Consider the following 21,440-nt stretch of genomic DNA (forward strand, 5'->3'; position numbering starts at 1 on the left):
CGGAGGACCGGCCCACGGTCATCGAGACCCCGCGATTCTTCCGATTCATGGCCGCGGCGCTCAACCCTCCGGGGCCTTTCGAGAAGGTCGCTAAGGAGGCGCTCTACTACGTGACCCCGGTGGACCCCACGTGGCCTGCGGAACAGGCCGAAGAGTGGCTACGTACCCTCAACTACGCGCTCCTTCGGATGATCGCCGTCCATGAGTGTTATCCGGGGCACTTCGTCCATTTCCTCCACGTTCGGTACAAGGTCGCGTCGCCTGTGCGCAAGTCCCACTTCTCCTTCGCGTTCACGGAGGGCTGGGCCCACTACTGCGAGGAGATGATGATCCAAGAAGGTCTCGGAGACCGGGATCCACGGCTCCGGGTGGCCCAGCTTCAGGATGCGCTCCTGCGTGACTGCCGGTACATTTCGTCGATCCGGATGCACGTGTTCGGATGGTCGTGGGAGGAAGCCACGCGGTTCTTCATGGAGAACGCATTCCTCGAACACCTGCCCGCGGAGCGCGAGGCGAAGCGCGGGACCTTCGACCCGGGATACCTGAACTACACGCTCGGCAAGCTCATGATCAAAAAGCTCCGCACGGACTGGATGGCCCGACATACGGGCGCGAGTCTGCGGGAGTTCCACGATGCATTCCTCGGCCTCGGCGCGCCGCCCCTCGGCCTCGCCCGCGAGGCGCTCTTGGGGCCCGATGCAGGACCCGCCCTCTAGGAAGTTCAGCCCCCGGAGACTGCACGCAGGTGCAGCAGCTCCAGAACCCGTCGAGGAAGTCCGGCGGACAACTCACCGCGGAAATTTCGGCTCGCCTAGACATGTTTAAGAGCTGGGATGCATACTGTGTCCGTGTATAATGGGGTCTGCCCCCAGGAGGAGTTAGACCCTGACCATGGCAAAGAAGGCCGCGAAGAAAGCGAAGAAGGGCAAGCACTAAGGGTGCGGCCCTCCTGACGTTGTGGAGGCCTATCAGTTCTTTCCTTTCTTTTCTTATCCCTTTTCCCGCTCGGCGGGAACACGCGAAACCTTGATGACTTCGCCGGCCCATCGCGTGCCCTCAGGAGGGTGCTTCCTTGGATCTGCCAGGCTCGGGCCGACGGGAGCGATGTGCGCTGTGGGCGTGTATCCTGGCGTGCGCGATCGTCGTGGCCGTGATCTCGCCAATCGTCGCCCGCGGCGACCGTCCCGGTACGGCCTCCTCTGCCATGGACTGGTCCGTCGTCGGTCCGCGCCTCCTGGTCCTCCCGGTGGGTCCCCCGGGCTCCTTGGACGCCGCCCAGGTCTCCCAGCCGGCGGTGGTCCGCGCGCTCAACGGATCCTACCTCATGTACTACACCGGCTCCGATGGCTCCCGTAACCGAATCTTGGCGGCCCACTCTCGTAACGGCATCGCCTGGACGAAGCTTGGGGGCAGCCTCTTCCTGAACGACGGAAGCGGCTCTCCGTTCCTGCTGTTGATTGCGGGTACGTACCACCTGTGGTTCGAGTCGGTCGTGTGGGGCGTGGGTCCCCTGGGCTACACGGATCGGATCTTCCACGCCACCTCGACCGACGGGGTCACGTGGAGCACACCTGCACTTGCCCTCGACGTGGGGAACGTATCCGACTGGGACGGAGGGTCTGTCGGAGACCCTTCCGTTGCGCCGGGTGCTCCCGGAGATTACCGGATGTACTACACGATGTACGCCGCGAATCACACGGCCGCCATAGGCGTCGCGACCTCCACGGATCTCGTGACGTTCACAAAGTGGGCGGGCAACCCTGTCTTCCGGCCCGGCCCATCGGGCAGCTGGGACGATTACACGGTGGCGAACCCGTCCGTCGTTCCGGGTTCCCCATGGACCCTGTTCTATGGAGGGCGCAGATCCTTCACGCGAGGTCAAATCGGCCTCGCGACCTCCCTGGATGGGTACACGTGGACCCGTGGCAGCGCGCCGCTCCTCGGATACGACCCACCCGGGACCTGGGACAGTGCGGGCGTAGGCGACCCGGAGTTCGTGGAGGGGGCTCCGCCGCATCTCTACTTCGATGGGGCGAGTGGGACCGGGGCAAGCGAGATCGGCATGGTCAACGTGACGAGCGCCAGCTCGAGCGGCGCGACGGAAGGCACCGTCCTCGGCATTCCCGTCCTGGCGTTCGTCCTCCTCGTTCTCGTCGCGGGCATTGGGGTGGCGACGGTCCTCGCTGTCCTGCTCGTGCTCCGGAGCGGTTCCCGCCGTCCGCCGGAAAGCGGATAGGCTACGTTTCCGGGTTCTTGGCGAGCCGGTCCGCGAGCCTACTCCGGAGGACTTGGCTGACGATCTGGCCGTCCGCTCGACCGCGCACCCGATCCATGACGCGTCCCATGAGGCCCTTCTCCGCGGCGCCGCCGCGCAATCGGATCAGGTCTGCCGAGGCGTCGAGGACTTCGTCCACGATGGCCACGAGCTCCTCGCGGTTCAAACCACGAACTCCGGTCGCCAGAAGGGCATCCGACGCGCGGGCGCCACTCTCCGCCATCTGCCGCAGCAACTCCGGAATCGCCTCCTTCGCGAAGCGCCCCGCCTTCAGGAGCGAGAAGAGCTCACGCAGGTGGTCCTCCGGGATTCCGTCCACGTCGAGACCCTCCCGCCGCAACTCCGAGTAGTGGTAGAGGAGGACCGTGGCTACCAGGGTGGTCTCCCCGAACTCCCGGGCGATCGTCTCGAAGAGATCGTCGCTCCCCTCCTGGACCAGCTGCCGCGCCTGCTGTTCGTGGATCCGGTACTCCCGAACCAGGCGGGGCACCTTCGCCTCGGGCCGCTCGGGCAGGTGCTCCCGAATCCGCTTCAGGCGGTCCTCGTGGACGCGCAGAGGCGGGACATCCGTCTCCGGATACATGCGGGCCTTCCCCGGGAGCGGGCGGCTGTAGACCGTGCTCCCATCGGGTCGGGGATCGCGGGTCTCTTCGGGGACGCCCTTCACCGCGTACGCGGCCCGGGGATGCATCTCCTCGATCGCATGGAGACACTTCGCCTCCTCGTCCGCGACGAGGACGAAGGCGTCGCGGTCGCCCAAGTTCAGGGCGCGGCGGACCGCGTCCACCTCGCCCTGCGTGATCCCGTACGCGGGCAGCTCGTCGGAATGGAAGATGCCGCCCACACCGGCGACTCGGGCGTGTGCCGCGAGCTCGGGGCCCAGCTTTCCCTTGAGGAGACCCGCGAACCCGGGGAGGGGCCATGCCAGGACCCTCCCTCCCTTCTTCAGGGCTCCCTGGACGACCTTGGAGGGGGACGCAGTGAACGTTGCGGTCAGGTCGATGCCGTCCTGAGACACGGCCCCGCCCCCGCGCGCCGCGAGTTCCCGGGCCACGTCGATCAGCATGAGCTGCCGCTCGACCTCCTTCTCGACGAACGTCTCGATGAGCCGCACTTCCTGGACGCCCTTGACCTCGATGCGGGCTCCTCCCCGGATGGAGATGTTCACGTCCTCGCGGATCGTCCCGATGCCCCGGATGACCTTGCGCGTCGCGCGCAGGAGCGAGCCAATCGCGAGGGCCACCTCCCGCGCCTCCCCCGGGGACGCGATGTCCGGCGTTGTGGAGACCTCTGCGAGCGGGATGCCGAGCCGGTCGAGGCGGTAGAAGATCTCGCCGACCTTCTCCCCCACCTTGCGGGCGGCGTCCTCCTCCAGAAGGATCGTAGGGATTCCGATGCGCTTCCCGTTCACCTGGATCGACCCATCCAGGCCGACGAGGGCCGAGCGCTGGAAGCCCGCGGTGTTGGACCCGTCGATCACGATCTTCCGCATGAAGTCGACCTCCCGCACGGGCGTCGCTCCCAGGAGGAGGGCAATTTCCAGGACGATCTCCAGCGCCTCCTCGTTCGGGGGGTGAGGCGGTTCCTCGTCCGCCTCGACGAGGCACGAGTTCGACGTCGCCTCGTAGACGAACGTCAGGTGGCGACGTGCCTCCTCGATGGCCGCCGCGTCCACCTCGCCGAGTTCGCTCTGCGTGGGCCGAAGGCGGCGCTGGAAGCGGATGCCGCCGTCCTCCTCGGAGAGGCGGGAGGCGCAGTCGCAGAAGAGCTTGTGGGTCAGGAGCTGCTGGTGGATCTCGAGGCCCACCTTGAGCCCTAGGGCGCGGTAGTCCATCCGCGGCGGAAAGGCCGGGGGGTTCGAATAAGGCTTTCGCGGCCCGCGCCGCACGCGGTCAGTCGCCGCGCTTCGGGCTCTCCGCCGGACCGCGCTCCAGTTTCGCCTCGAGTTCCTCGATCCGCGCCGCCGCGGCCTTGAGCTCGCCCCACAGGATGTGGTGCCTGCGGGCCGCCCGGTACTCCCGCAACGCCTCGGGGTCCGCGGGCTCCGCCTCGCCGTCCGTGGACAGGACGTTCTTCACGTAGAAGTCGCGGTCCAGTTCGGGGAGCGCGGAGATTCGGCGCATCAGGTGGGCCGGATAGTCGGGCTTCAGGGTCGAGGCGGAGCGGAGCGCCATCATGATCGCATACTCCGCGCAGCAGTTCATGTCGGCCGCAGGCGGTTTGTGCTCCTCGTGGGCCTTCCGATGCGTCTCCACGAGCAGGTCCCACACTTGGTCGTACTCTTCCGGGACGGGCATGGCTCTCGCCGCTCGAGAGAATCGCGGGGGACGTATCAAGCTGCGTGGAAACGTTCAGGTTTGCCGCCGACGGTCCTCGGGGCGGTAGGGCGATTCCAGGGTGCCTTCCTCCCGCATCTCCCGGTGCTCCTTCTCCTTCTTGAGCCAGGCCAGGAGCCGGGAGGCGGCCCCGAAGGGCCGGAACTCGAAGATGACCTTGCCGTGCTCCGCATCCTCCGCGTGGAGGAGCACGCGTCGCTTCTTGTGGACCACGTCCGTGGCCTCGTCGAAGGGGATCTCGTGGTATCGCTTCCCCTTCGTTCCGCCGGGCAGGTCCATCCACGCGTCATCCAGCAGGAGGATCCGCTGGCGGGTCTGCCACGCCCACCCGTGCCGCTTTTCGACGAGGGGCCGCTTCGCGAAGAGGGTTCCTTTGTAGATCTCGTAGCTCAGTGCGCGGAAGCCGATGACCTGATCCTTCCCGGTGAGGACGGGCTCGTTGGCCGCCGTCAGGACCACCCCGACCTCGCCCACCTGGTCGATCTTCATCCTGCCCGCGTCGCGTCAACCCCTGGCCGCGCATAAGCTTAACGAGCGGCGGTGGGGTTGCTGGGCGTGCTGGGGGCATTCCCCATTGTGTTACCGCCGCCGACCGCTTCGAAGTGGGATAAGGCCGCCTGCGGTGACCGAGAGGGCCGTCCGGCTACTCGGAGAACTCGTCCAGCCCGATCCTCGGGTTAATCTCCCCCGCCACGTTCGTCGCCATGGCCTTCGCCACGTCCGCGGGGTCCTTCGTGTGCCCGAGGACCCACATGAGCTTGACGTAGGCCACCTCAGGGAGGATGTCCTCGCCGCTGATCACACCCGCCTTGATTAGGTCGCGCCCGGTGTCGTACACGCGCATGGACACCCGGCCCTGGAGGGTCTGGGTCGTCATCACGACGGGGATGCCGTCCCGCGTCGCGCGGTGGATGGCCGGCAAGAGGTCGTGCGACACATGCCCCAGCCCCGTCCCCGCGAGGACGACCCCGTGGGATGCCTTCAGACAGTTCTCGAGGACCGCGGTCTTCATCCCCGGATAGAAGTGGACGAGCGCAACGTCGAGGTCGAGCTTGCTGTCCACGGTCACGGGCCCTTTGGCCCGCGGCTGGACGGGCTCCGTGATGTCGACGGGGCCCTCCGGGCGGACCGTGCCCAGGGGGGTCGCGTTCATGGAGCGGAAGGCGTCCCGCCGCGACGCATGCATCTTCCGCACCTTGGTGCCTCGGTGGATCCAGTCGAACGAGTCGGACGTCTCCGCGTGCATCACGCCGACGACCTCGCCGAACGCCGCGGTCGCTACCCGCGCCCCGCACAGGAGGTTGGACGCCGCGTCGGAGGACGGCCGGTCCGAGGAGCGCTGGGAGCCGACGACGACCACGGGGCCGGTCAGGTCCCGGAGCATGAAGGCGAGGGCCGCCGCCGTGAAGTGGAGCGTGTCCGTGCCGTGGGGGATCAGGATGCCCGCCGCACCCGCGTTCAGCTCCTTCGCGGTCTCCTCGGCCAGGTGCTGCCAGTTCTCGGGCTTCAGGTCCTCGCTGTAGATGCTGTAGATCACGCGCGCCTTGACGTTGCAGACGTCGAGGAGTTCCGGCACCGAGAAGACGAGTTCCTCCGCCGTGACGGCCGGGTGGACGGCGCCGGTCCGATAGTCCACGTAGGAGGCGATCGTGCCGCCCGTCCCCAGGACCGCGACGGTCGGCTTCGCCGCCGAGGCGGGCGGCAGGCGCCGTTCCACCTCGTGGGGTGCGTGCTTCGCGATGACCTCGACGGCTTCGACGTCCTCCGCCGCGATCCCGATGTTGTAGCCGCTGCCGAGCTTCAGGGTGAGGATGTCCTCGCCGCTGAACGAGGTGTGGGGCATGAGGACGCCCTCGTACGATTCGCGCCGCGCCCCAACGCGGACCGTGTCCCCTTGGTCCGCCTTCGCTCGGTCCAGGAGGGCGCGGATGCGCGGGGGATACTCCATCGGAGCAGGAACGGGCTCACCCGATAAGGGTTTTGGGGAGGTGTCGCGTTCCCGCCTCCATGGCGCCGACGGCCCGCGAGGTCCTCAACGAGCTGCGTTGGCGCTCTCCCGATCGTCTCGGGGAAGCGGTCCTCTGGTACCGGGATCGCATGCGGCCCGAGGGCGCGCGGGTCATCCGCGGCTCCGACATCGTGGACCTCGAGCGCAGGTACTTCACCACGGCGAGCGAGGGGCGCCTCCCCTACTACAAGATCGAGCGGATCGAGGTCGCGGGCCGGGCGATCTTCGTCCGACCGGCGCGATGAGCGGGGCGCCCTCAGGTCTTCGCCTTGACGCTCCCCGTGAGCACGCCCTGCTGCTGGAACCAGGTCACCAGGAGGTTGTGGAGCTCCTCGAACTGCTTCTTCACGCGATGGGCCCCGATCATCCCACCCGCCCAGCCCGAGTTCGCTTGGTACAGGCGGAGGACCGCGCTGTCCGGGCCCGGGTAGATCTCGAAGTCAACCGCGTAGTACTGCGCGAGCGCGCCGAGGGCGAGGTTCATCCCCCGGCTGCCTTTCTCCGCCTTCCCTTTCAAGGCGCCCGCCCACGACACGGCGAACCGGTTCGCGACGAAGGCGCCCTGCACGAGCTGTTGGACGTTCTGGACGGAACCGCGGACCGCGATATCGGCGTAGTTGGTCAAGACATCCCTCGGGGTCGGAGCCCCGGAGCGGCATTTGAAACTTTCGCGATTTCGAATCAACCTTGTTTAAGGTTGATTTTTATCCCGCGCCTTCTTGTCGCCCGACGGCCTTCCCCGATCCGCGGTGTCCCATGGCGATGTTCCCCGAGGAGGTCCTCACGAAGACGAAGAAGGGCGAGATCGAGGTCCGCGCCCTCCTTGACCGCGGACGCTACGTGCGGTACCGCTACCTGCATCCGGAAACGGGCGAGCCCATGGAGGGCGGCAAGGTGAAGCTCGTCCTGGTCGCGGAGTCCGGGAAGACCGAGGAGTTCTTCATCATCCCGACGAAGTCGCACCGCGACCTGCTGTTGCCCGCGGCGGAGAAGGGCACGCGGAAGGTGTGGGACGGGACGCGCGCCGTCGACCTCTGATCGGGTGCCGCGGCGGTCAACGAGCCGCGGGCTTCCCGAACCGGTCCAGGGTCGTGTGGCGCACGGCCAGGCCGAGCAGGACGCTCGCGTCCTGCGCGAACTCGCCGAGGTCGTGCGCTGCGGCGTCGAGGGCTTGTTGCTCTTCGGGCGGCAGGGGCCACTCCTCGACCCGGAGCAAGTGGCCTTTGCCGACGACGGCGGGAACGCCGAGCGCGAGATCTTGGACCCCATATTCCCCATGGAGGACCACCGAGGCGGGAGCCGTGGACGGGCGCGGGGACACCAACGCATGGAGGAGGCTCGCCGTCGCGCCGGCCGGACCGTAGGCGGTCCCGCCCTTCCCCTGGATGATCTTCGTGCTGAGACCGCGGAGCTCCTCCAAGATGGCGGCCTTGTCCGCGGGACTCAGCTCCACGGACCTCCCTTGGATGCGCACGCGGCTGTACAGGGGCACGGCGCGCTCGCCGTGTTCGCCGAGGACGAAGGCCTCGACCTGGGAGGGCCTCACCTTGAAGCGGTCCGCGAGGATGCACCGGAGTCGCACGGAGTCGAGGAGAGCGCCCGAGCCGAGGACGCGGTCGCGCGCCAGCCCGGAGGCCTCCCAGGCGATCGTGGTGAGGACGTCGACCGGGTTCGTCAGGACCACGAGGGTGGCGTGGGGCGCCACCTTCACGATCTGCCGGCTCAGGTCCCGCACGAGGGGCGCGTTCGCGTGGAGCAGGTCGAGCCGCGTCATCCCGGGCTTACGGCCCTGCCCCGCGACGAGGAGCACGACCTGGGAATCCGCCAGGTCCTCCAGGGTTCCCGCGCGCACGACGGTGTCGGATCGTTCCGCGATCCCGCTCCGGATGTCCTCGGCCTGAGCCCACGCCAGGTCCCCAACGACGTCATAGAGGACGATGTCATCCCACGTGCCGTCGCGGGCGACGGCGAAGGCGATCTCGCCGCCGAGCTTGCCCACGCCGACGATGCCCACCTTCAACCGGATCGCCACGCTCCTCACCCGGCACGGGGTTGATACGGTCTGTTGCGGCATCGGTGCACCCGGCATCCCTCCCTTCAGGCGGGCCGGAGGTCGTAGGAGATGCGGTCCGTCTCCTTGCCCTTGGATCGCTTCTCCAACACGTGCACGCGGCCGATCTCCTTGGTGTTCTTGAGGTGGGTACCGCCGCAGGGACAGTAGTCCGCGCTCCCGACCTCGATGATCCGGAGCCGGCGGATGCTCTGGGGGATTAGGTCGAGCAGGGCCCGGTCCTCGACGCGGTTCGCCACGGCGACCCGGTCCTCCTCGAAGATCCGCACGTCCATGGCGGCCTCGGCGACCCGGTTGCACTCGTCCTCGATCCGCTGGAGGTCCTGCGCCGTGAAGTTCGCGGGTTGGAAGTCGACCCGGCTGAAGTCCGCGTGGATCTGGTTGCCCACGGTCCGCGCCGCGTAGATGCGGAACACGAGCCCGGACATGATGTGCTGGGACGTGTGCATCCGCATGTGCTTGTACCGCCGATCCCAATCGATGACCCCGTGCACCGAGTCGGCCGCGGGCATCCGGTCCACATGGTGCTTCACGACCCCCTTCTCCTTCGTGACCCGGAGGACATTGGCTTCACCGCCGGACCACCGCAGGATGCCGTGATCGTCCGGCTGACCGCCTCCTTCCGCGTAGAACGCGGTCTGGTCGAGGACCACGTAGTCGGGACCCCGTTCCGTGACCGTCGCGTCGAACTCGCGCAGATAGCAGGGGTCCGGCTCCTGGCCCTTCCGGGTCTCCATGTACAGGACGCGGGTGGGCATCGAGCCCCGGGAGGCCGCGCGCGACCATAAAGGGTTCGCGCCCGTGGGCACAATTGCGCCATGGGCGAAACCCGCAGGCGCCAATGCACGCCGGCCGAGACGGCGTCCCGCACTGTGTGACTTGACGCCCGACCGGGGTTCATTCTCTGAGGGCCACGGCGAGTGCAAAGGTCCCGCAGGTAACGTCGAGCACGCCGGAGATCGGGCCTCGGTGCCGGAGCAGGTCCTGCAGGAAGGGATAGGCCCACGCAATCCGCCGCGGATCGTAGAGGTGGTCGTAGTACTCGGCCAGAAGCCGGTACCATTCCCGATGGGCTCTTCCGTGCTCACTTCCCAAGAACTGCACGCGCGATGACCATGCGCTGGACTTCCGATGTGCCCTCATAGAGCTCCGTGATCCGCTGGTCACGGTACAGCTTCTCGACGACATAGTCCTTGATGAAGCCATACCCGCCGTGGATCTGCACGGCGGCGTCGACGGCGCGATGCGCCGCCTCGGACGCGAAGAGCTTCGCGACACTCGATTCGTACGTGTGCCGTCGGCCCTTCTCCTTGAGCCAAGCCACTTTGTACGTCAGGAGACGCGCCGCCTCGATCTCCGTGGCCATGTCCGCCAGCTTCCACTGGATCGCCTGGAACTCCGCGATCTTCTGGCCGAAGGCTTCGCGGTCCTTCGCGTACTTCAGGGACTCCTCGAGGGCGCGCTGGGCGATCCCGAGCGCCTGGGCTGCGATACCGATCCGGCCCCCGTCCAGGGTGGCCAGGGCGATGTTGAACCCCTTTCCCTCTTGGCCCAGGAGGTTCTCCTTGGGGATCCGCATGTGGTCGAACGCGATGAGCATCGTGTCGCTCGCCCGGATCCCCATCTTGTTCTCCTTCTTCTCCAGGTGGAACCCCGGCGAATCCGTGGGCACGATGAAGCAGGAGATGTCGTACTTCTTGTCGCCGGTGCGGGCGTAGGCCACGAGGACCTTGGCCTTGAGCGCGTTCGTGATCAGCGCCTTGGACCCGTTCAGCTCCCACTCGTCCCCCACGAGCTTGGCCGTCGTCCGCATGGCCGCGGCGTCCGAGCCGCTCCCCGGCTCCGTCAGCCCGTATGCCCCGATCCACTCGCCGCGCGCGAGGGGCACGAGGTACTCCAGCTTCTGCGCCTCCGTGCCCCACCGGAGGATCGGCTCGCAGGCGAGGCCGTTGCAGACCGCGGCGATCACGGACGCACTCGCGTCGCCGCGCGCGAGTTCTTCGATCGCGATCGCGTAGCAGACGGTGTCGAGGCCCGAGCCGCCGTACTTCTCGGGGACGAAGATCCCCAGGAGCCCCAGCTCCCCCATCTTCTTCGCCCAGGGGTCCGGGAATTCTTGGCTCTCGTCGTACCGCATCGACTCCGGGATCACATCGCGTTCCACGAAGTCCCGGACCATCTTCCGGGTCATCGCCTGGGTCTCGGTCGGCTCGAAGTCCATCGGCTAGAGACAAGGCCCGTCACGGGATAAAATTTCGGCCCGTTGGAAAGGTTCAAGTCGCCCCCTCGGTTCGCACGTGCGATGCCTCCCCTCGGGATCGAGCCGCTGAGGTCCCCCGACGCCCACGCCTACTGGAGCGTCTTCGTCGCGGGTCGCACGAACCTCCCCACCCGGTCCGTCGCGGCCCACGTCGACCGCTACCTCACCCTTCCGACGGAGGAGCAGCGCACGCACTTCGCGGTCCGCGAAGGCGACGCAATCGTCGGCGCGATGCGCCTCCTCCCGGGGACGATCACGGGATTCTCCATGGACCCCGCCCACCGCCGCGACGGGAGCGCCGCGATCATCAAGGCCATCGACCTGCTCCGAACGCAGGGCAACGGCGCGATCACTGCCTCCTTCGAGGATGCCTACCAGAGAGACTTCGAATCCCTCGGTTTCCGGCGCGTCTTCTCGCGGATGCGCATGGAGGGCGCCACCCGCCGCCTGCCGGGCCCGGGCCCGACGCTCAAGCCGCCGGAGGAAGGCGAGGTCCCGAAACTCGCGACGTTCTTCCGGGACGTCTACGAGGGCCACATGGAGCAGGCCTACGGGTTGCACGTGGGTTCCGTGGAGTACTGGCGCGAATTCGTGACGGGGATCCTCCGGGGCGGAACGGGTCGCTTCATGCCGGAAGCTTCGTTCGTCGCCCTCGAGGGCGAGCGTCTCACGGGAGCCATCCTCGTTGCCTATTGGATGGAAGGGCCCCTGGTGGCGGAGCTCGGCGTGGTGCCTGACCGGAGGCGTCAGGGCGTCGCGCGCGCCCTCCTATCCGCGGCGTCCACGCGCCTTGTCGCCCTCGAGGAGCCGCGGTGGGCCCTGTACGTGACCGAGGGCAACGAGCCCGCGATCCGCCTGTATCGGGCCTTCGGCTTCGAGCAGGTCGGCGGCCAGACGGTCACGGCCCGGCTCGATGCGGCGACCGAGTGACGATTCTCAGGAATGAGACTGAAGGGCCTAGCCTTAAGGCCCGCGACCCCAGCATCGCCCGGGCCGGCGATGACATGATTGCGTTGGACGAGAGTTTCGTCGTGCTCATCCTGAGCATCCTCTGCGGCGTCCTCGGGGTCTTCCTCGTGGCGCACAAGGGCGTGCGGATGATGCACGGCGGCCTGCTGTACCGCCTGAGCGTCGGGCTCGCGGCGGTCGGGATCGCACTAGGCGTGAGCGCGGCGTCGCGCGTGCTGGGTCTGGACCCCATGGTCTCCGACACGTTCCAGATCGTCGCCCTGCTCGTGCTCTTCTTCATCGCGTACAGCGCGTGGCTGAGCGCGCACACGATGGCGACCGAGGCGTGATCCGCGTGGGCGTGCAGGCGGCGTACGAGCGCATCGCAGAGGACATGCGGTCCATCTGGGGGGACATGGCCCTCGCCATGCTCCGCAAGCGCGTCCGCGACGTGCACGCCGACCCGAACGCCCTCACGCAGCAGGACCTCGAGAAGATTGTGGATCTCCTGCGCTCGAAGACGCTGCCTTCGATCCTGGGAGAGGACGGCGCCGAGGCGAAGGCGCGACAGTACCTGAATTGGGTCGCCGACTCGGGGTGATGGCTCACTTGGGCGTCCCGTGGGACGCCTTGACGAGTCGCAGGACCTTGTACATCTCGAGCTCGGATCGGGACCACGGATGCAGGTCCTCCGGGAGGGCCGCATCGATCGGCTCCGTGCGTACCGCGTGGCTGCCCTTCTGCAAGGAAGCCTCCTCGGGCATCTGGGCCTCGAACTCGAACGTGAGCACCCAGTCGCCCTCCATCGCGGACCGCACGCCGATGAGCCGGATCGTCTTGGGCGTCTCGCCGGTCTGCGTCTTCAGGAGGCGCGTCGCGCATAGCCGCGGGTGCACCCCGTAGTCGAGTGTGCCTCCCGGCAGGGTCCACGCGTCCCCGAACACGGGGTCCTTGTGCTGGCGGATGATCACGAGGCGGTCCTCGAGGTGTGCGAACACCACGCACCGCAACTCGAGCCCGCCCGCCGCGGTGCCCGCGCCTACGGGGAAGAGCGCCTTCTCGACTTCCTCCATGCACCCGACCCCCGCAGGGGTGACGGACCCGATAAGGGTTCCGCGGCTCCGTCATGGGGACTTGCGGTCCACGAACCACGGCACGTCATCGCCGTTCGGTGCCCGGGGATCCGGGTGCGCGTGGCAGAGGCTCCGGCGCGTGGCTCATGCCGCCGGGAAGCTGATCGTGTGGCCTTCCGCCTGCCGCCGCGTCTTCGCGGGCTGGCGAATGCGGAAGCCGCGGTCCTCGCCGTACCGCCGCATGATCTGGAGGATGTACCGTCCCCCGACCCGGCCCGTGGCCACGACCATGGCGCGCAGCGGCAGCGGGAGCTTCGTGAGGTCCCACAGGAGGGAGTCCATCTCCAAGACCTCGTGGCGCCACGCCCGGTACGCGATGTTGAACCGGGCCTCGTCGATCATGTCGTGGATGCTGTAGAACTCCTCGCCGCGGAGGGCGCCGATGGGCACGAACGTGAGCGGAGCGGTCACGAAGTGCGCGTTCGGGATTTGCTCCATGCGGTCGATCAGGTCCACGGTCATCCAGGCGTCCTCCGGGGTCTCGCCCGGGAGGCCCATGATGATCGTGTACGCGGGGAACCAGTAGTTGCGGTTCAGGATCTCCGTGCCCTGCACGACGATGTCGGGCCACTCCTCCGCGGTGAACGGTGCGGCCTTGCGGTTCAGCACGGCCTTGGAGAGCTTGGGACTCCCCGTCTCGATGCCGCTCTGGATCCCGATCCACTTGTCGGGCCCTGCGTGGACGATTTCGGAGAGGTCCTGGATGAGGCCCGGGTTCGTCACCGCGGCGCTCACGGTCCCGTGGGTCGGGTAGCAGTGCGTCACTCCCGGCTGGCTCATCACGTGCTGGAACAGGCCCTTGACCGCGTCCTCGTTGGGCTCGAACGTCTTCCAGTTCTCCAGCCGGTACAGGAAGATGTCGTCCGAATGGAGTTGGATCGAATCGCCGCCGGGCGCCCGGGTGACCTGGGCGATCTCGTCTGCGATGAACTCCAGGGGGAAGTACCTCGGGCGGCGGAGCGTGACCTCGCAGAACTCGCAGCCGCGGCCGCAGCCGCGCATGACTTCGACCATGTTGTGCATCGTGGGTCCGAGGATCTTCGGGACCTCCTCGACCCGGGGTGCGGTTCGGTTGTTGAATCGCATCACGGGAGGCGCGGTGCCCGTGCGGACCTGCTCGAAGATGTCGCCGATGAAATGGTCGCACTCCCCGTAGACGACATGGTCGATTCCGAGCTTCTCCTGAATGCCGGGCCGGTTGTCGAACTGCCATGCGCCGGGCCCGCCCAGGATGACCTTGTACTTCCGGTTGGGCTTCTGGCTCTTCGCGGCGAGTTCGAGGAACTTGGCCTTCGTGTACGGAGTCAGGACGCCGCCCATGGTGAACGACATGCTCACGGGGCCTAGACCGAGGGGGTCCATCGTGTGGAGCCCGACGACCTCCGTGTCCTCCTGGATGTACCGCTCGATCATCTGGGGCGGTGCGATCACGACCTGGTCGCGGCCGTACGTCTTCACGAGCCCGGCCTCGATCTTCCGGAGCCCGTAAGGCGCGCGGATGGGCGTGCCGTTCCCATCCAGCTTCGGCGGGTCCGCGAGGATCCGGTACACGAGGCGGGAGTGCCAGTAGTCCGTGGGGATGCAGCTGAAGAAGGTGGCCAGCGGCACGCCTCGGTAGTCGGTCATCAGTGTGTAGTCCGCGGCGAGCACGATCTTCGCCATGTGATCCCCCACAGCTTTCAGGAGCTGTCGCATCTAGCGGGTTGGGTCCTCGTAGCTTGGTAGCCCGGTGATTCGCTCTCGTCCCTAGTTATACGTTTCGCATTCGCGTCGACGACAACCGGGGCACGTCTCCCGGAGGGAAATCTTTCGGCCGACCGAAAACGAGGGGATGGGGAAGCGCGTCGGCGTCCCCGGTTCGTCGCAGGAAAACGAAAGGATTAAGGGAGGCCAGTCCCTCGGCCAATTCGGTTGGGATTCGTCATGGTCGAGGTTGGACAGAAGGCCCCCGATTTCACGATGCCTAGCGACGAGGGAAAGTCCGTCACGCTCTCCAGGGAGTTGGGCCAGGGCCCCGTGGTCCTGTCCTTCTACGTGTTCGACTTCACGGGCGTGTGCACGGGCCAGCTCTGCGCGATGCGGGACTCCATGGGCGACCTGCAGGCCCACGGTGCCAAGGTCTTCGGGATCAGCACGGACAGCGCCGCGAGCCACAAGGCCTTCCGGGCCGCGAACAACGGGAACTACCCGCTGCTCAGCGACTGGAACAAGACCGTGAGCAAGTCGTACGGCGTCCTCTACGACAAACTCGGGGATTACCTGGGGGTCTCCAAGCGGTCCGTGTTCGTCCTCGACAAGAACGGGGTTGTGCGGTACAAGTGGGTGACGGAGGACGCCAAGGTGCCTCCCGACTCCAAGAAGGTCCTCGAGGAAGTCAAGAAGCTTGCCAGGTGAGACCCAGCGTCTCGGCGGCTTCCTGGGCCGTGGCCACGGTCGGGATTTGAGGCATCGGCTCATCCGATCCGCGCGCCGATCCCGTGTTCACCAGGACGACGCGATCCTTGGACGTGATCACGCCTTCATCGTGGAGTCGGCGGAGTCCCGCGAGCGTCGCGGCACCTTCGAGACACGCCGACACGCCCTCCAGGACTGCTAGGTTCACGGCGGCCAGGGTCATCGCCTCCTCGGTCACCGTCACGCCAACGCCGTTCGTGTCCCGGATCGCGCGAAGGACGAGTCGGTCCGCGAGGGTCGCGGGAACGCGAAGCCCGGCGGCCCGCGTTTTCGGGTCCGACCACGGCTCTGCGGACTCCTTGCCCTGTCTCCAGGCCCTCACGAGCGGTGCGCATCCCTCGGTTTGCACGACTCCGAGGCGAGGCCACGGGCCCTCGTACCAGCCCAGCTCGCGGAGTTCCTGGAGCGCTTTCCAGATCCCGGCGATCCCCGTGCCGCCTCCCGTGGGGAAGAGGATCCAGTCGGGCATCCCGCCCAGGTCCTCCCAGATCTCATAGAGTATCGTCTTCTTGCCCTCCACGCGATAGGGCTCCCGCAGGGTCGCGAGGTTGAAGGCTCCTGTCGCGGTCGCGACCTCCTGGGCGAGGCGTCCCGCCCGCGTAATGTCCCCGGAGACGCAGGCCACCTTCGCCCCGTGACCCACGGCATCCCGGACCGCCTCCGGGGGCGCGTCGGGTGTCGTGAGCACGGTCGCCTCGAGCCCGTAGGTTGCCGCATACAGGGCGAGGGCCGCTCCCGCGTTGCCCGCGGTGGGGGCGACCACGCGCTCCGCCCCGAGGGACATGGCCATAGGAACCGCAACCGCCATCCCGCGCGCCTTGAAGGTGTTCGTGGGATTGCATCCCTCGTCCTTCACGTAGAGCGCGCCGACCTTGAGGCGGGCGACCCGTCCGCCCGAGCCAATCCTTTCGAGTCGGACCAACGGAGTACCGCCCTCGCCGCGCGACCGGACCTCGCGGCCCGCGAGGGGCAGCAGCGGAGCGTAGCGCCAGAGATCCCTCCGGGGCGTGAGGTCCTTCCGGTCCACCGCGGCGAGGTCGTACCTCGCGAAGAGCGGCGCGCCGCAGTCGCAGAGGTTCCGGAGGCGGACCTCGAAGCGTTTCGCGCACGCGGTGCACTCGAGGCGGTCCGGCCCCACGCATGGGGGATGCCGACTCGTCCCATGACCATTTGCCCGTGCGCAGGGTTTTATCTCGGCGGGCGCTTTGGACCACTCGATGGGCGCAATGGCCTCGAGCGTCGATCTCGACCGGGCGTACCGGGCCATGGTCGACGCCATGCGGGCGCGCGGAAGAATCCTGGTCGCCTTCTCCGGAGGCGTGGACAGCGGCCTCGTGGCCCGCGTGGCCTGGGATGCCCTCGGGCCCGACGCGATCGCGGTCCTCGCGGACGCGGAATCGCTCTCCCGTCACGAGCTCGACGAGGCGGTCGCGGAGGCGCGGGAGATCGGGATTCCCCTCCGGATCCTCCGGATGTCCGAGCTCATGAGCGAAGCCTACGTCGCGAACCCGACGAACCGATGCTACTTCTGCCGCAAGGAGCTGGGCCGCAACCTCCGCCCTCTCGCGGACGAGCTCGGGTTCCGGGTGATCGCGGACGGAGTCAACCTCTCGGATCTCGGCGACTACCGACCCGGAATCCAGGCCATGAACGAGGAGGGGTTCTGGCATCCCTTGGTCGACCTCGGGCTGGGGAAGGCCGAGGTCCGCGCCCTGGCGAAGGAACTCGGGCTCAGCTTCGCCGGGAAGCCCAGCAACGCCTGCCTCTCGTCACGAATCGCCTATGGGGAGGTCATCACCGTGGAGAAGCTTCAGCGGGTGGACGCGGCAGAACAGGCCCTCCGGCGCCTCGGTTTTCCCGTGGTCCGGGTGCGGGCCCATGAGGGCATCGCGCGGATCGAGGTTCCCCGGGAGGACATCCCTCGCCTCACGTCCCCGGACATGTCGGAGAAGGCGCTGCGGGCCGTGCGGGACGCGGGCTTCGTCTACGTGACCGTGGACCTCCGCGGATACCGGAGCGGCTCAATGAACGAGGGGCTCTAGCGCTTGGCGACCAGGTGCTTGCAGTGGAGCCTCGACAGGTCGTAGCAGTCGGGGCACGTCGCGGGCCAGTCGATCTGCTTCTGCAGCCGCCGCGTGGTGTCCTCGCTCAGCACGTGCTCCATCTCGCAGGCCTCGTCGTGGTACTTTCCCTCGGGGACGCCGAGGTGGACCAGGAAATACTCCATCGTGCAGTGCCGCCGTAGGATCTTCTGCGCGATGTCCCGTCCCTTCTTGGTCAACGACGCTCCCTGGTACTTCGCGTACTTGACGAGTTTCTCCTTCTGGAGCCGCTCGAGCATTTCCGTCACGCTCGAGGGCGCCACCTTCAGGTAGTGGGAGATCTCGCCCGTCCGGGCCGCTCCGTGGTTCTGCTGCGAGAGCAGGAAGATGTACTTCAGGTACATTTCCACGTTCTCGGTCAGCTCGAGTGCCTTCGCCATGGTTTCGGCGCTCCAAAACGCGCGAACCCTCCATAAAGCCTATAGCCGCATCGGCGGAAGGATATGTACTGTACTTGCGGCAGGCTTAGCCCGATGCCTGCGCGGCCCGAGAATTTAGGTTGGTTCGGAAACGGTTTTGGACGACCTAACGGTTATATATTACAGCGTTATAGAGCCGGGCCATCGGGGACGTGCGGCGTGGCGACTGCGGGTATCGCACCGGGAGTGATCATCGGTCTCCGCGAGGGCGTGGAGGCCGCGCTCGTCGTGGGGATCATCCTTGGATACCTCGTCAAGATCGGCCGCCCGGGCCTGCGACGCTACGTGTACGGCGGCACCGCGGCCGCTTTCGCCGCGAGCGCGGGCCTCGCGGGCGGACTGTTCCTCCTCGGCGCGGAGTTTGAAGGGAACGCGGAGTCCGCGTTTGAGGGCACCGCCCTGGTCCTCGCCGTGATCGTCCTCACTTCCATGGTGTTCTGGATGATGAAGGCGTCCAAGAGCATCTCCCAACATGTCCAGAAGCGAATCGATTCCTACTTGGACGGAAGCCAACTGCTCGGCCTCGTCGCCCTCTCCTTCCTCGTGGTCTTCCGCGAAGGCGTGGAGACGGCCCTCCTCATGTTCGGTGCGGGGGCCGAGACCTCCGCAGCGGACGCCACGATCGGCGTGGGGCTTGGCCTCCTCATCGCCGGCGTCCTCGGCGTCGGCATCATGCGCCTGTCGTGGCGCATCCCGCTCCATCGGTTCTTCCAGATCACGGGCATCGCCCTCGTCGTGATCGGAGCCGGTCTGTTTGCGACCGGGGTCCACGAGTACCAGGCGGCGTTCGGCTGGACGTTCGGCAACGGCCTCGTGTACGACCTGCGCGGCGTGTTCTCGGCCGGGCCCGAGAACCCCTTGGGCTACCTACTCCGCGGCATCGTCGGGTACAGCGACGCGCCGACCATTCTGGAATCGATGGCCTACGCCGCCTATTGGAGCTTCACCGCAATCGTCTTCCTGGGAATCCGGAGCGGGAAGGTCTCCGTGGTGGTCGAGCCGTTCCGCAGGTTCTGGCGTTCCCTCGTTTCGCGCGACAAGACCGTCGCGGGAGAGACCCCATAAGCGCTCCGCTGCCCAACAGCCTCCAGCGGTGAACGGGCGCGCCGGGATCCGCGCGATTGTGCGTGTTCGGCTCACGGGTTGATCTTGATGGCCTTCGTCGGGCAGGCCGTCTCGCACGCCATGCAGTCGATGCAGTCCGACTCCCGGATTGGTTCCGACTTGTCCGTGCGGTATTGGTTGTACTCGTCGCTGCCCTTCTCCATGACCTTGTCGTTCCCCGTGCCCTTCTTGCCCGGGGCGAACTGCCACTCGAACACGTCGACGGGGCAGACGTCCATGCAGACGCCGTCCGCCACGCAGGCTTCCCAGTCCACCGCGACGTGGATCCCGTGGATCCCCAGCTTCGTCGGGTAGGGAGCCCCGTTGGCGTCCATCCGCTGGACACCCTCGCCGAGGACCTTGTGGTTGTTGTGGGTGCCCGTCTCCGGGTACTCGTCGGGCTTGTTCATGAAGTCCGGGTCGATCGGCTTGGGTGCGTAGTCCACCTCGCGCGTCATCTGGCTGCCTCCAAACGATGTGAGGCCCGGTCCTTCGGGGGGCCGGGCGGCTTTGGAATACGCCTTCCCCTTTTGAGGATTCCGGTATTACTCCGCGAAATCTCTCCGGCCGCGCGCTGATACGCGTTGGCACCGCACGGACGGCGAGCGCGACGACGAACTCGGCGAAACCTATTTCCCAGGACGGGCGCTCGCAGACGCATGCCTCGCAGAGAACGGGGGACGGCCACGCGTTCGATTCACGGTCGGCGGGGCAAGGGGTACCGTCCCCTCGTCACCCCGATCTACGCGAGTTCGACATGGGCGCTGGATTCCGTGCGCCAAGGCGCGGAGTTCTCCCGCGCGACCGCCCCCGAAGGTTTCTACACGCGATGGGGCAACCCGACCCTCCGCGAGCTCGAGGACGTCCTCGCGGATCTGGAAGGCGGATCGCGGGCCCTCGTGGCAGGGTCCGGGATGGGAGCGATCGCCTCCGCAATTCTCTCCTGCGTGGGCGCCGGCGACCACGTTGTGGCCGGCGCGAGCCTGTACACCGCTACGACGGAGATCTTCACGCGGATGCTCCCTCGGTTCCACGTCCGCACCACGTTCGTGGATCCGCGCATCCCCGGTGCGTGGGAGGAAGCCGTGACACCGGAGTCGCGCCTCCTCTACATTGAGAGCCCCGCGAACCCGACGATGATGATCACGGATTTCCGCGAGGCGGTGAACGCCGCGCACTCCGTCGGCGCAACGGTCCTCGCGGACAACACGTTCGCGACGCCGATCAACCAGCGGCCTCTCGGCATGGGCGTGGACGGCGTGTTGCACAGCGCGACCAAGTATCTGGGCGGCCACAGCGACGTCGTGGCCGGTGCCTTCGTCGCCCGCACGCCTCGGCTGTACGAGCGCGTCTGGTTCAACTACAAAATGCTCGGCCCTTCTCTAGGTCCGTTCGAAGGATTCCTCGTGCGGCGAGGGGTGAAGTCCCTTCCCCTTCGGATGCGCCAGCACAACGCGAATGCGCAGGTGCTCGCGGAGTTCCTGGACGACCACCCGGCCGTGCGGGTGGTCCACTATCCCGGGCTCCGCTCGTTCCCCCAGCACGCCCTCGCGCGCAGGCAGATGGACGGCTTCGGGGCCATGATGAGCTTCGAGCTCAAGGGAGGTTATCGCGCAGGGAAGCGGTTCGTCGAATCCGTCCGGGTGGCCACGCTGGCCGTGAGCCTTGGCGGTATGGAGACGCTCGTGCAGCATCCCGCGTCCATGACCCATGGTCCGCTTACGGACGAGGAGCGGAAGACGAGCGGGATCACGGAGGGTCTCGTCCGTGTTAGCGTCGGGCTCGAGGACGCGGACGATCTCCTCGAGGATTTCGGGCAGGCGGTCAAGGCCGCCTCGCGCTGAATCGGAGCGCCGGTTACCTGAGGACACCTTCGAGACGGAGGAGCCGCTTCTTGTGCTCCAGGCCTCCCGTGAATCCTCCGAGGCTGTCGGAGCCCACCACGCGGTGGCAGGGTATGACCGCGACGATCGGGTTCTTCCCGAGCGCTTGGCCCACCGCTCGCTGTGCATTCGGTTGACCGATCGCCTTGGCAACCTGGCCGTACGTGGCGACTTTGCCGAACGGAATCCTCCGGGTGGCCTCGTACACGCGGCGCTCGAACGGCGTGGAATCGGTCAGGTCCACGGGGATGTTGCGGAGGTCCCTCCGCGTCCCGTCGAAGTACTCCCGGATCTCCTTCTCGATGCGGGTTCCGCCGCCCGAGGTCGCTCGCGCCCGGGTGAATCCGAGTTCCCGCAGGCGTCCATGGTCGGTTACGATCTTCACATTGCCCAACTGGGTGGCGAGGACATGTTGTTCCACGGTCGCACCGTGGCCGGGAAGCGGGC

General features: G+C 67.2%; 26 protein-coding genes. 11 read left to right on the forward strand and 15 right to left on the reverse strand.

What is annotated here, in order from left to right:
• On the forward strand, positions 1-716 hold a 716-nt coding region (locus tag VEY12_05550), incomplete at its 5' end, for a DUF885 family protein (GenBank protein ID HYM39594.1).
• A gap of 356 nt (positions 717-1,072) precedes the next feature.
• Positions 1,073-2,236 carry a hypothetical protein gene (locus VEY12_05555; protein HYM39595.1) on the forward strand — a complete coding sequence of 388 codons (1,164 nt, stop codon included), beginning with the start codon at positions 1,073-1,075 and terminating at the stop codon, positions 2,234-2,236.
• 1 nt (position 2,237) lies between these two features.
• On the opposite strand, the gene gatE is transcribed toward VEY12_05555, so the two are convergent.
• From gatE to gatD, 4 genes are all read right to left on the reverse strand, one after another.
• Positions 2,238-4,109: a Glu-tRNA(Gln) amidotransferase subunit GatE gene (gene gatE / locus VEY12_05560; GenBank protein ID HYM39596.1), complete on the reverse strand. Its 1,872-nt coding sequence runs from the start codon at positions 4,107-4,109 to the stop codon at positions 2,238-2,240.
• A gap of 58 nt (positions 4,110-4,167) precedes the next feature.
• Positions 4,168-4,572: a hypothetical protein gene (locus tag VEY12_05565; GenBank protein ID HYM39597.1), complete on the reverse strand. Its 405-nt coding sequence runs from the start codon at positions 4,570-4,572 to the stop codon at positions 4,168-4,170.
• A gap of 54 nt (positions 4,573-4,626) precedes the next feature.
• Complete coding sequence (locus tag VEY12_05570) at positions 4,627-5,100, reverse strand: hypothetical protein (protein ID HYM39598.1); 474 nt, start codon at positions 5,098-5,100, stop codon at positions 4,627-4,629.
• A gap of 154 nt (positions 5,101-5,254) precedes the next feature.
• Entirely contained in the window at positions 5,255-6,559 is a 1,305-nt protein-coding gene (gene gatD / locus VEY12_05575; GenBank protein HYM39599.1) for a Glu-tRNA(Gln) amidotransferase subunit GatD, read from the reverse strand.
• Between the two features lie 59 nt (positions 6,560-6,618).
• Here gatD and VEY12_05580 point away from each other — a divergent pair, with 59 nt between their 5' ends.
• Entirely contained in the window at positions 6,619-6,864 is a 246-nt protein-coding gene (locus tag VEY12_05580; protein ID HYM39600.1) for an RNA repair domain-containing protein, read from the forward strand.
• An 11-nt stretch (positions 6,865-6,875) separates the two neighbouring features.
• Here the strand turns inward: VEY12_05580 and VEY12_05585 are convergent, their stop codons facing one another.
• On the reverse strand, positions 6,876-7,244 hold the full coding sequence (locus VEY12_05585) for a hypothetical protein (protein ID HYM39601.1): 369 nt from the start codon (positions 7,242-7,244) through the stop codon (positions 6,876-6,878).
• 131 nt (positions 7,245-7,375) lie between these two features.
• Between VEY12_05585 and VEY12_05590 the strand changes: the two genes are divergently transcribed.
• Entirely contained in the window at positions 7,376-7,657 is a 282-nt protein-coding gene (locus tag VEY12_05590; protein ID HYM39602.1) for a hypothetical protein, read from the forward strand.
• A gap of 16 nt (positions 7,658-7,673) precedes the next feature.
• Here VEY12_05590 and VEY12_05595 read toward each other — a convergent pair whose 3' ends face one another.
• The 4 genes from VEY12_05595 to VEY12_05610 form a co-directional block, all read right to left on the reverse strand.
• Positions 7,674-8,651, reverse strand: coding sequence for a lactate/malate dehydrogenase family protein (locus VEY12_05595; protein ID HYM39603.1), 978 nt, complete (start codon positions 8,649-8,651; stop codon positions 7,674-7,676).
• Positions 8,652-8,716: 65 nt separating this feature from the next.
• Positions 8,717-9,448: an alanyl-tRNA editing protein gene (locus tag VEY12_05600; protein ID HYM39604.1), complete on the reverse strand. Its 732-nt coding sequence runs from the start codon at positions 9,446-9,448 to the stop codon at positions 8,717-8,719.
• A 139-nt stretch (positions 9,449-9,587) separates the two neighbouring features.
• Complete coding sequence (locus VEY12_05605) at positions 9,588-9,785, reverse strand: hypothetical protein (GenBank protein HYM39605.1); 198 nt, start codon at positions 9,783-9,785, stop codon at positions 9,588-9,590.
• On the reverse strand, positions 9,775-10,911 hold the full coding sequence (locus tag VEY12_05610; protein ID HYM39606.1) for an acyl-CoA dehydrogenase family protein: 1,137 nt from the start codon (positions 10,909-10,911) through the stop codon (positions 9,775-9,777). Before VEY12_05610 ends, VEY12_05605 begins: the two co-directional genes overlap by 11 nt.
• An 81-nt stretch (positions 10,912-10,992) precedes the next feature.
• Here VEY12_05610 and VEY12_05615 point away from each other — a divergent pair, with 81 nt between their 5' ends.
• The 3 genes from VEY12_05615 to VEY12_05625 all read left to right on the forward strand — a co-directional run bounded on the left by VEY12_05615 (position 10,993) and on the right by VEY12_05625 (position 12,499).
• Positions 10,993-11,880: a GNAT family N-acetyltransferase gene (locus tag VEY12_05615; protein HYM39607.1), complete on the forward strand. Its 888-nt coding sequence runs from the start codon at positions 10,993-10,995 to the stop codon at positions 11,878-11,880.
• A 74-nt stretch (positions 11,881-11,954) separates the two neighbouring features.
• Positions 11,955-12,248 (forward strand): hypothetical protein, encoded by a 294-nt coding sequence (locus VEY12_05620; GenBank protein ID HYM39608.1) that lies wholly within the window; start codon positions 11,955-11,957, stop codon positions 12,246-12,248.
• Positions 12,245-12,499 (forward strand): hypothetical protein, encoded by a 255-nt coding sequence (locus VEY12_05625; protein HYM39609.1) that lies wholly within the window; start codon positions 12,245-12,247, stop codon positions 12,497-12,499. Before VEY12_05620 ends, VEY12_05625 begins: the two co-directional genes overlap by 4 nt.
• A gap of 4 nt (positions 12,500-12,503) precedes the next feature.
• Here the strand turns inward: VEY12_05625 and VEY12_05630 are convergent, their stop codons facing one another.
• Together VEY12_05630 and VEY12_05635 are read right to left on the reverse strand one after the other, a co-directional pair.
• A complete protein-coding gene (locus VEY12_05630) occupies positions 12,504-12,971 on the reverse strand; it encodes an NUDIX hydrolase (GenBank protein ID HYM39610.1) in 468 nt (155 codons plus the stop codon).
• Between the two features lie 144 nt (positions 12,972-13,115).
• Positions 13,116-14,693, reverse strand: coding sequence for a radical SAM protein (locus VEY12_05635; GenBank protein HYM39611.1), 1,578 nt, complete (start codon positions 14,691-14,693; stop codon positions 13,116-13,118).
• A gap of 249 nt (positions 14,694-14,942) precedes the next feature.
• On the opposite strand from VEY12_05635, the gene VEY12_05640 reads away from it, so the two are divergent.
• On the forward strand, positions 14,943-15,425 hold the full coding sequence (locus tag VEY12_05640) for a peroxiredoxin (protein ID HYM39612.1): 483 nt from the start codon (positions 14,943-14,945) through the stop codon (positions 15,423-15,425).
• On the opposite strand, the gene VEY12_05645 is transcribed toward VEY12_05640, so the two are convergent.
• Positions 15,406-16,623: a threonine synthase gene (locus tag VEY12_05645; protein HYM39613.1), complete on the reverse strand. Its 1,218-nt coding sequence runs from the start codon at positions 16,621-16,623 to the stop codon at positions 15,406-15,408. The two genes, VEY12_05640 and VEY12_05645, sit on opposite strands and share 20 nt — an antisense overlap.
• 79 nt (positions 16,624-16,702) lie before the next feature.
• Here VEY12_05645 and larE point away from each other — a divergent pair, with 79 nt between their 5' ends.
• Positions 16,703-17,527 carry an ATP-dependent sacrificial sulfur transferase LarE gene (gene larE, locus VEY12_05650; protein ID HYM39614.1) on the forward strand — a complete coding sequence of 275 codons (825 nt, stop codon included), beginning with the start codon at positions 16,703-16,705 and terminating at the stop codon, positions 17,525-17,527.
• Here larE and VEY12_05655 read toward each other — a convergent pair.
• Positions 17,524-17,967 (reverse strand): metal-dependent transcriptional regulator, encoded by a 444-nt coding sequence (locus tag VEY12_05655; protein ID HYM39615.1) that lies wholly within the window; start codon positions 17,965-17,967, stop codon positions 17,524-17,526. The two genes, larE and VEY12_05655, sit on opposite strands and share 4 nt — an antisense overlap.
• 198 nt (positions 17,968-18,165) lie before the next feature.
• Between VEY12_05655 and VEY12_05660 the strand changes: the two genes are divergently transcribed.
• Positions 18,166-19,071: an FTR1 family protein gene (locus VEY12_05660; protein ID HYM39616.1), complete on the forward strand. Its 906-nt coding sequence runs from the start codon at positions 18,166-18,168 to the stop codon at positions 19,069-19,071.
• A 71-nt stretch (positions 19,072-19,142) separates the two neighbouring features.
• Here the strand turns inward: VEY12_05660 and VEY12_05665 are convergent, their stop codons facing one another.
• Positions 19,143-19,568, reverse strand: a complete 426-nt coding sequence (locus VEY12_05665) for a ferredoxin family protein (protein HYM39617.1) — start codon at positions 19,566-19,568, stop codon at positions 19,143-19,145.
• Positions 19,569-19,769: 201 nt separating this feature from the next.
• On the opposite strand from VEY12_05665, the gene VEY12_05670 reads away from it, so the two are divergent.
• Positions 19,770-20,954 carry an aminotransferase class I/II-fold pyridoxal phosphate-dependent enzyme gene (locus VEY12_05670; GenBank protein ID HYM39618.1) on the forward strand — a complete coding sequence of 395 codons (1,185 nt, stop codon included), beginning with the start codon at positions 19,770-19,772 and terminating at the stop codon, positions 20,952-20,954.
• A gap of 13 nt (positions 20,955-20,967) precedes the next feature.
• Here the strand turns inward: VEY12_05670 and VEY12_05675 are convergent, their stop codons facing one another.
• Entirely contained in the window at positions 20,968-21,414 is a 447-nt protein-coding gene (locus VEY12_05675; protein HYM39619.1) for a methylated-DNA--[protein]-cysteine S-methyltransferase, read from the reverse strand.
• Positions 21,415-21,440 lie beyond the last annotated feature (26 nt).

This window comes from Thermoplasmata archaeon, assembly GCA_035632695.1.
Lineage (GTDB): Archaea > Thermoplasmatota > Thermoplasmata > RBG-16-68-12 > RBG-16-68-12 > RBG-16-68-12.

Excerpts from the sequence above, each read along its gene's own strand:
- VEY12_05590 (HYM39602.1), top strand. The coding sequence starts at position 7,376 with ATGGCGATGTTCCCCGAGGAGGTCCTCACGAAGACGAAGAAGGGCGAG.
- VEY12_05610 (HYM39606.1), bottom strand. The coding sequence starts at position 10,911 with ATGGACTTCGAGCCGACCGAGACCCAGGCGATGACCCGGAAGATGGTC.
- VEY12_05580 (HYM39600.1), top strand. The coding sequence starts at position 6,619 with ATGGCGCCGACGGCCCGCGAGGTCCTCAACGAGCTGCGTTGGCGCTCT.
- VEY12_05630 (HYM39610.1), bottom strand. The coding sequence starts at position 12,971 with ATGGAGGAAGTCGAGAAGGCGCTCTTCCCCGTAGGCGCGGGCACCGCG.
- VEY12_05635 (HYM39611.1), bottom strand. The coding sequence starts at position 14,693 with ATGGCGAAGATCGTGCTCGCCGCGGACTACACACTGATGACCGACTAC.
- VEY12_05620 (HYM39608.1), top strand. The coding sequence starts at position 11,955 with ATGATTGCGTTGGACGAGAGTTTCGTCGTGCTCATCCTGAGCATCCTC.
- VEY12_05655 (HYM39615.1), bottom strand. The coding sequence starts at position 17,967 with ATGGCGAAGGCACTCGAGCTGACCGAGAACGTGGAAATGTACCTGAAG.
- larE (HYM39614.1), top strand. The coding sequence starts at position 16,703 with ATGGGCGCAATGGCCTCGAGCGTCGATCTCGACCGGGCGTACCGGGCC.
- VEY12_05570 (HYM39598.1), bottom strand. The coding sequence starts at position 5,100 with ATGAAGATCGACCAGGTGGGCGAGGTCGGGGTGGTCCTGACGGCGGCC.
- VEY12_05565 (HYM39597.1), bottom strand. The coding sequence starts at position 4,572 with ATGCCCGTCCCGGAAGAGTACGACCAAGTGTGGGACCTGCTCGTGGAG.
- VEY12_05600 (HYM39604.1), bottom strand. The coding sequence starts at position 9,448 with ATGCCCACCCGCGTCCTGTACATGGAGACCCGGAAGGGCCAGGAGCCG.
- gatE (HYM39596.1), bottom strand. The coding sequence starts at position 4,109 with ATGGACTACCGCGCCCTAGGGCTCAAGGTGGGCCTCGAGATCCACCAG.
- gatD (HYM39599.1), bottom strand. The coding sequence starts at position 6,559 with ATGGAGTATCCCCCGCGCATCCGCGCCCTCCTGGACCGAGCGAAGGCG.
- VEY12_05670 (HYM39618.1), top strand. The coding sequence starts at position 19,770 with ATGCCTCGCAGAGAACGGGGGACGGCCACGCGTTCGATTCACGGTCGG.
- VEY12_05665 (HYM39617.1), bottom strand. The coding sequence starts at position 19,568 with ATGACGCGCGAGGTGGACTACGCACCCAAGCCGATCGACCCGGACTTC.
- VEY12_05615 (HYM39607.1), top strand. The coding sequence starts at position 10,993 with ATGCCTCCCCTCGGGATCGAGCCGCTGAGGTCCCCCGACGCCCACGCC.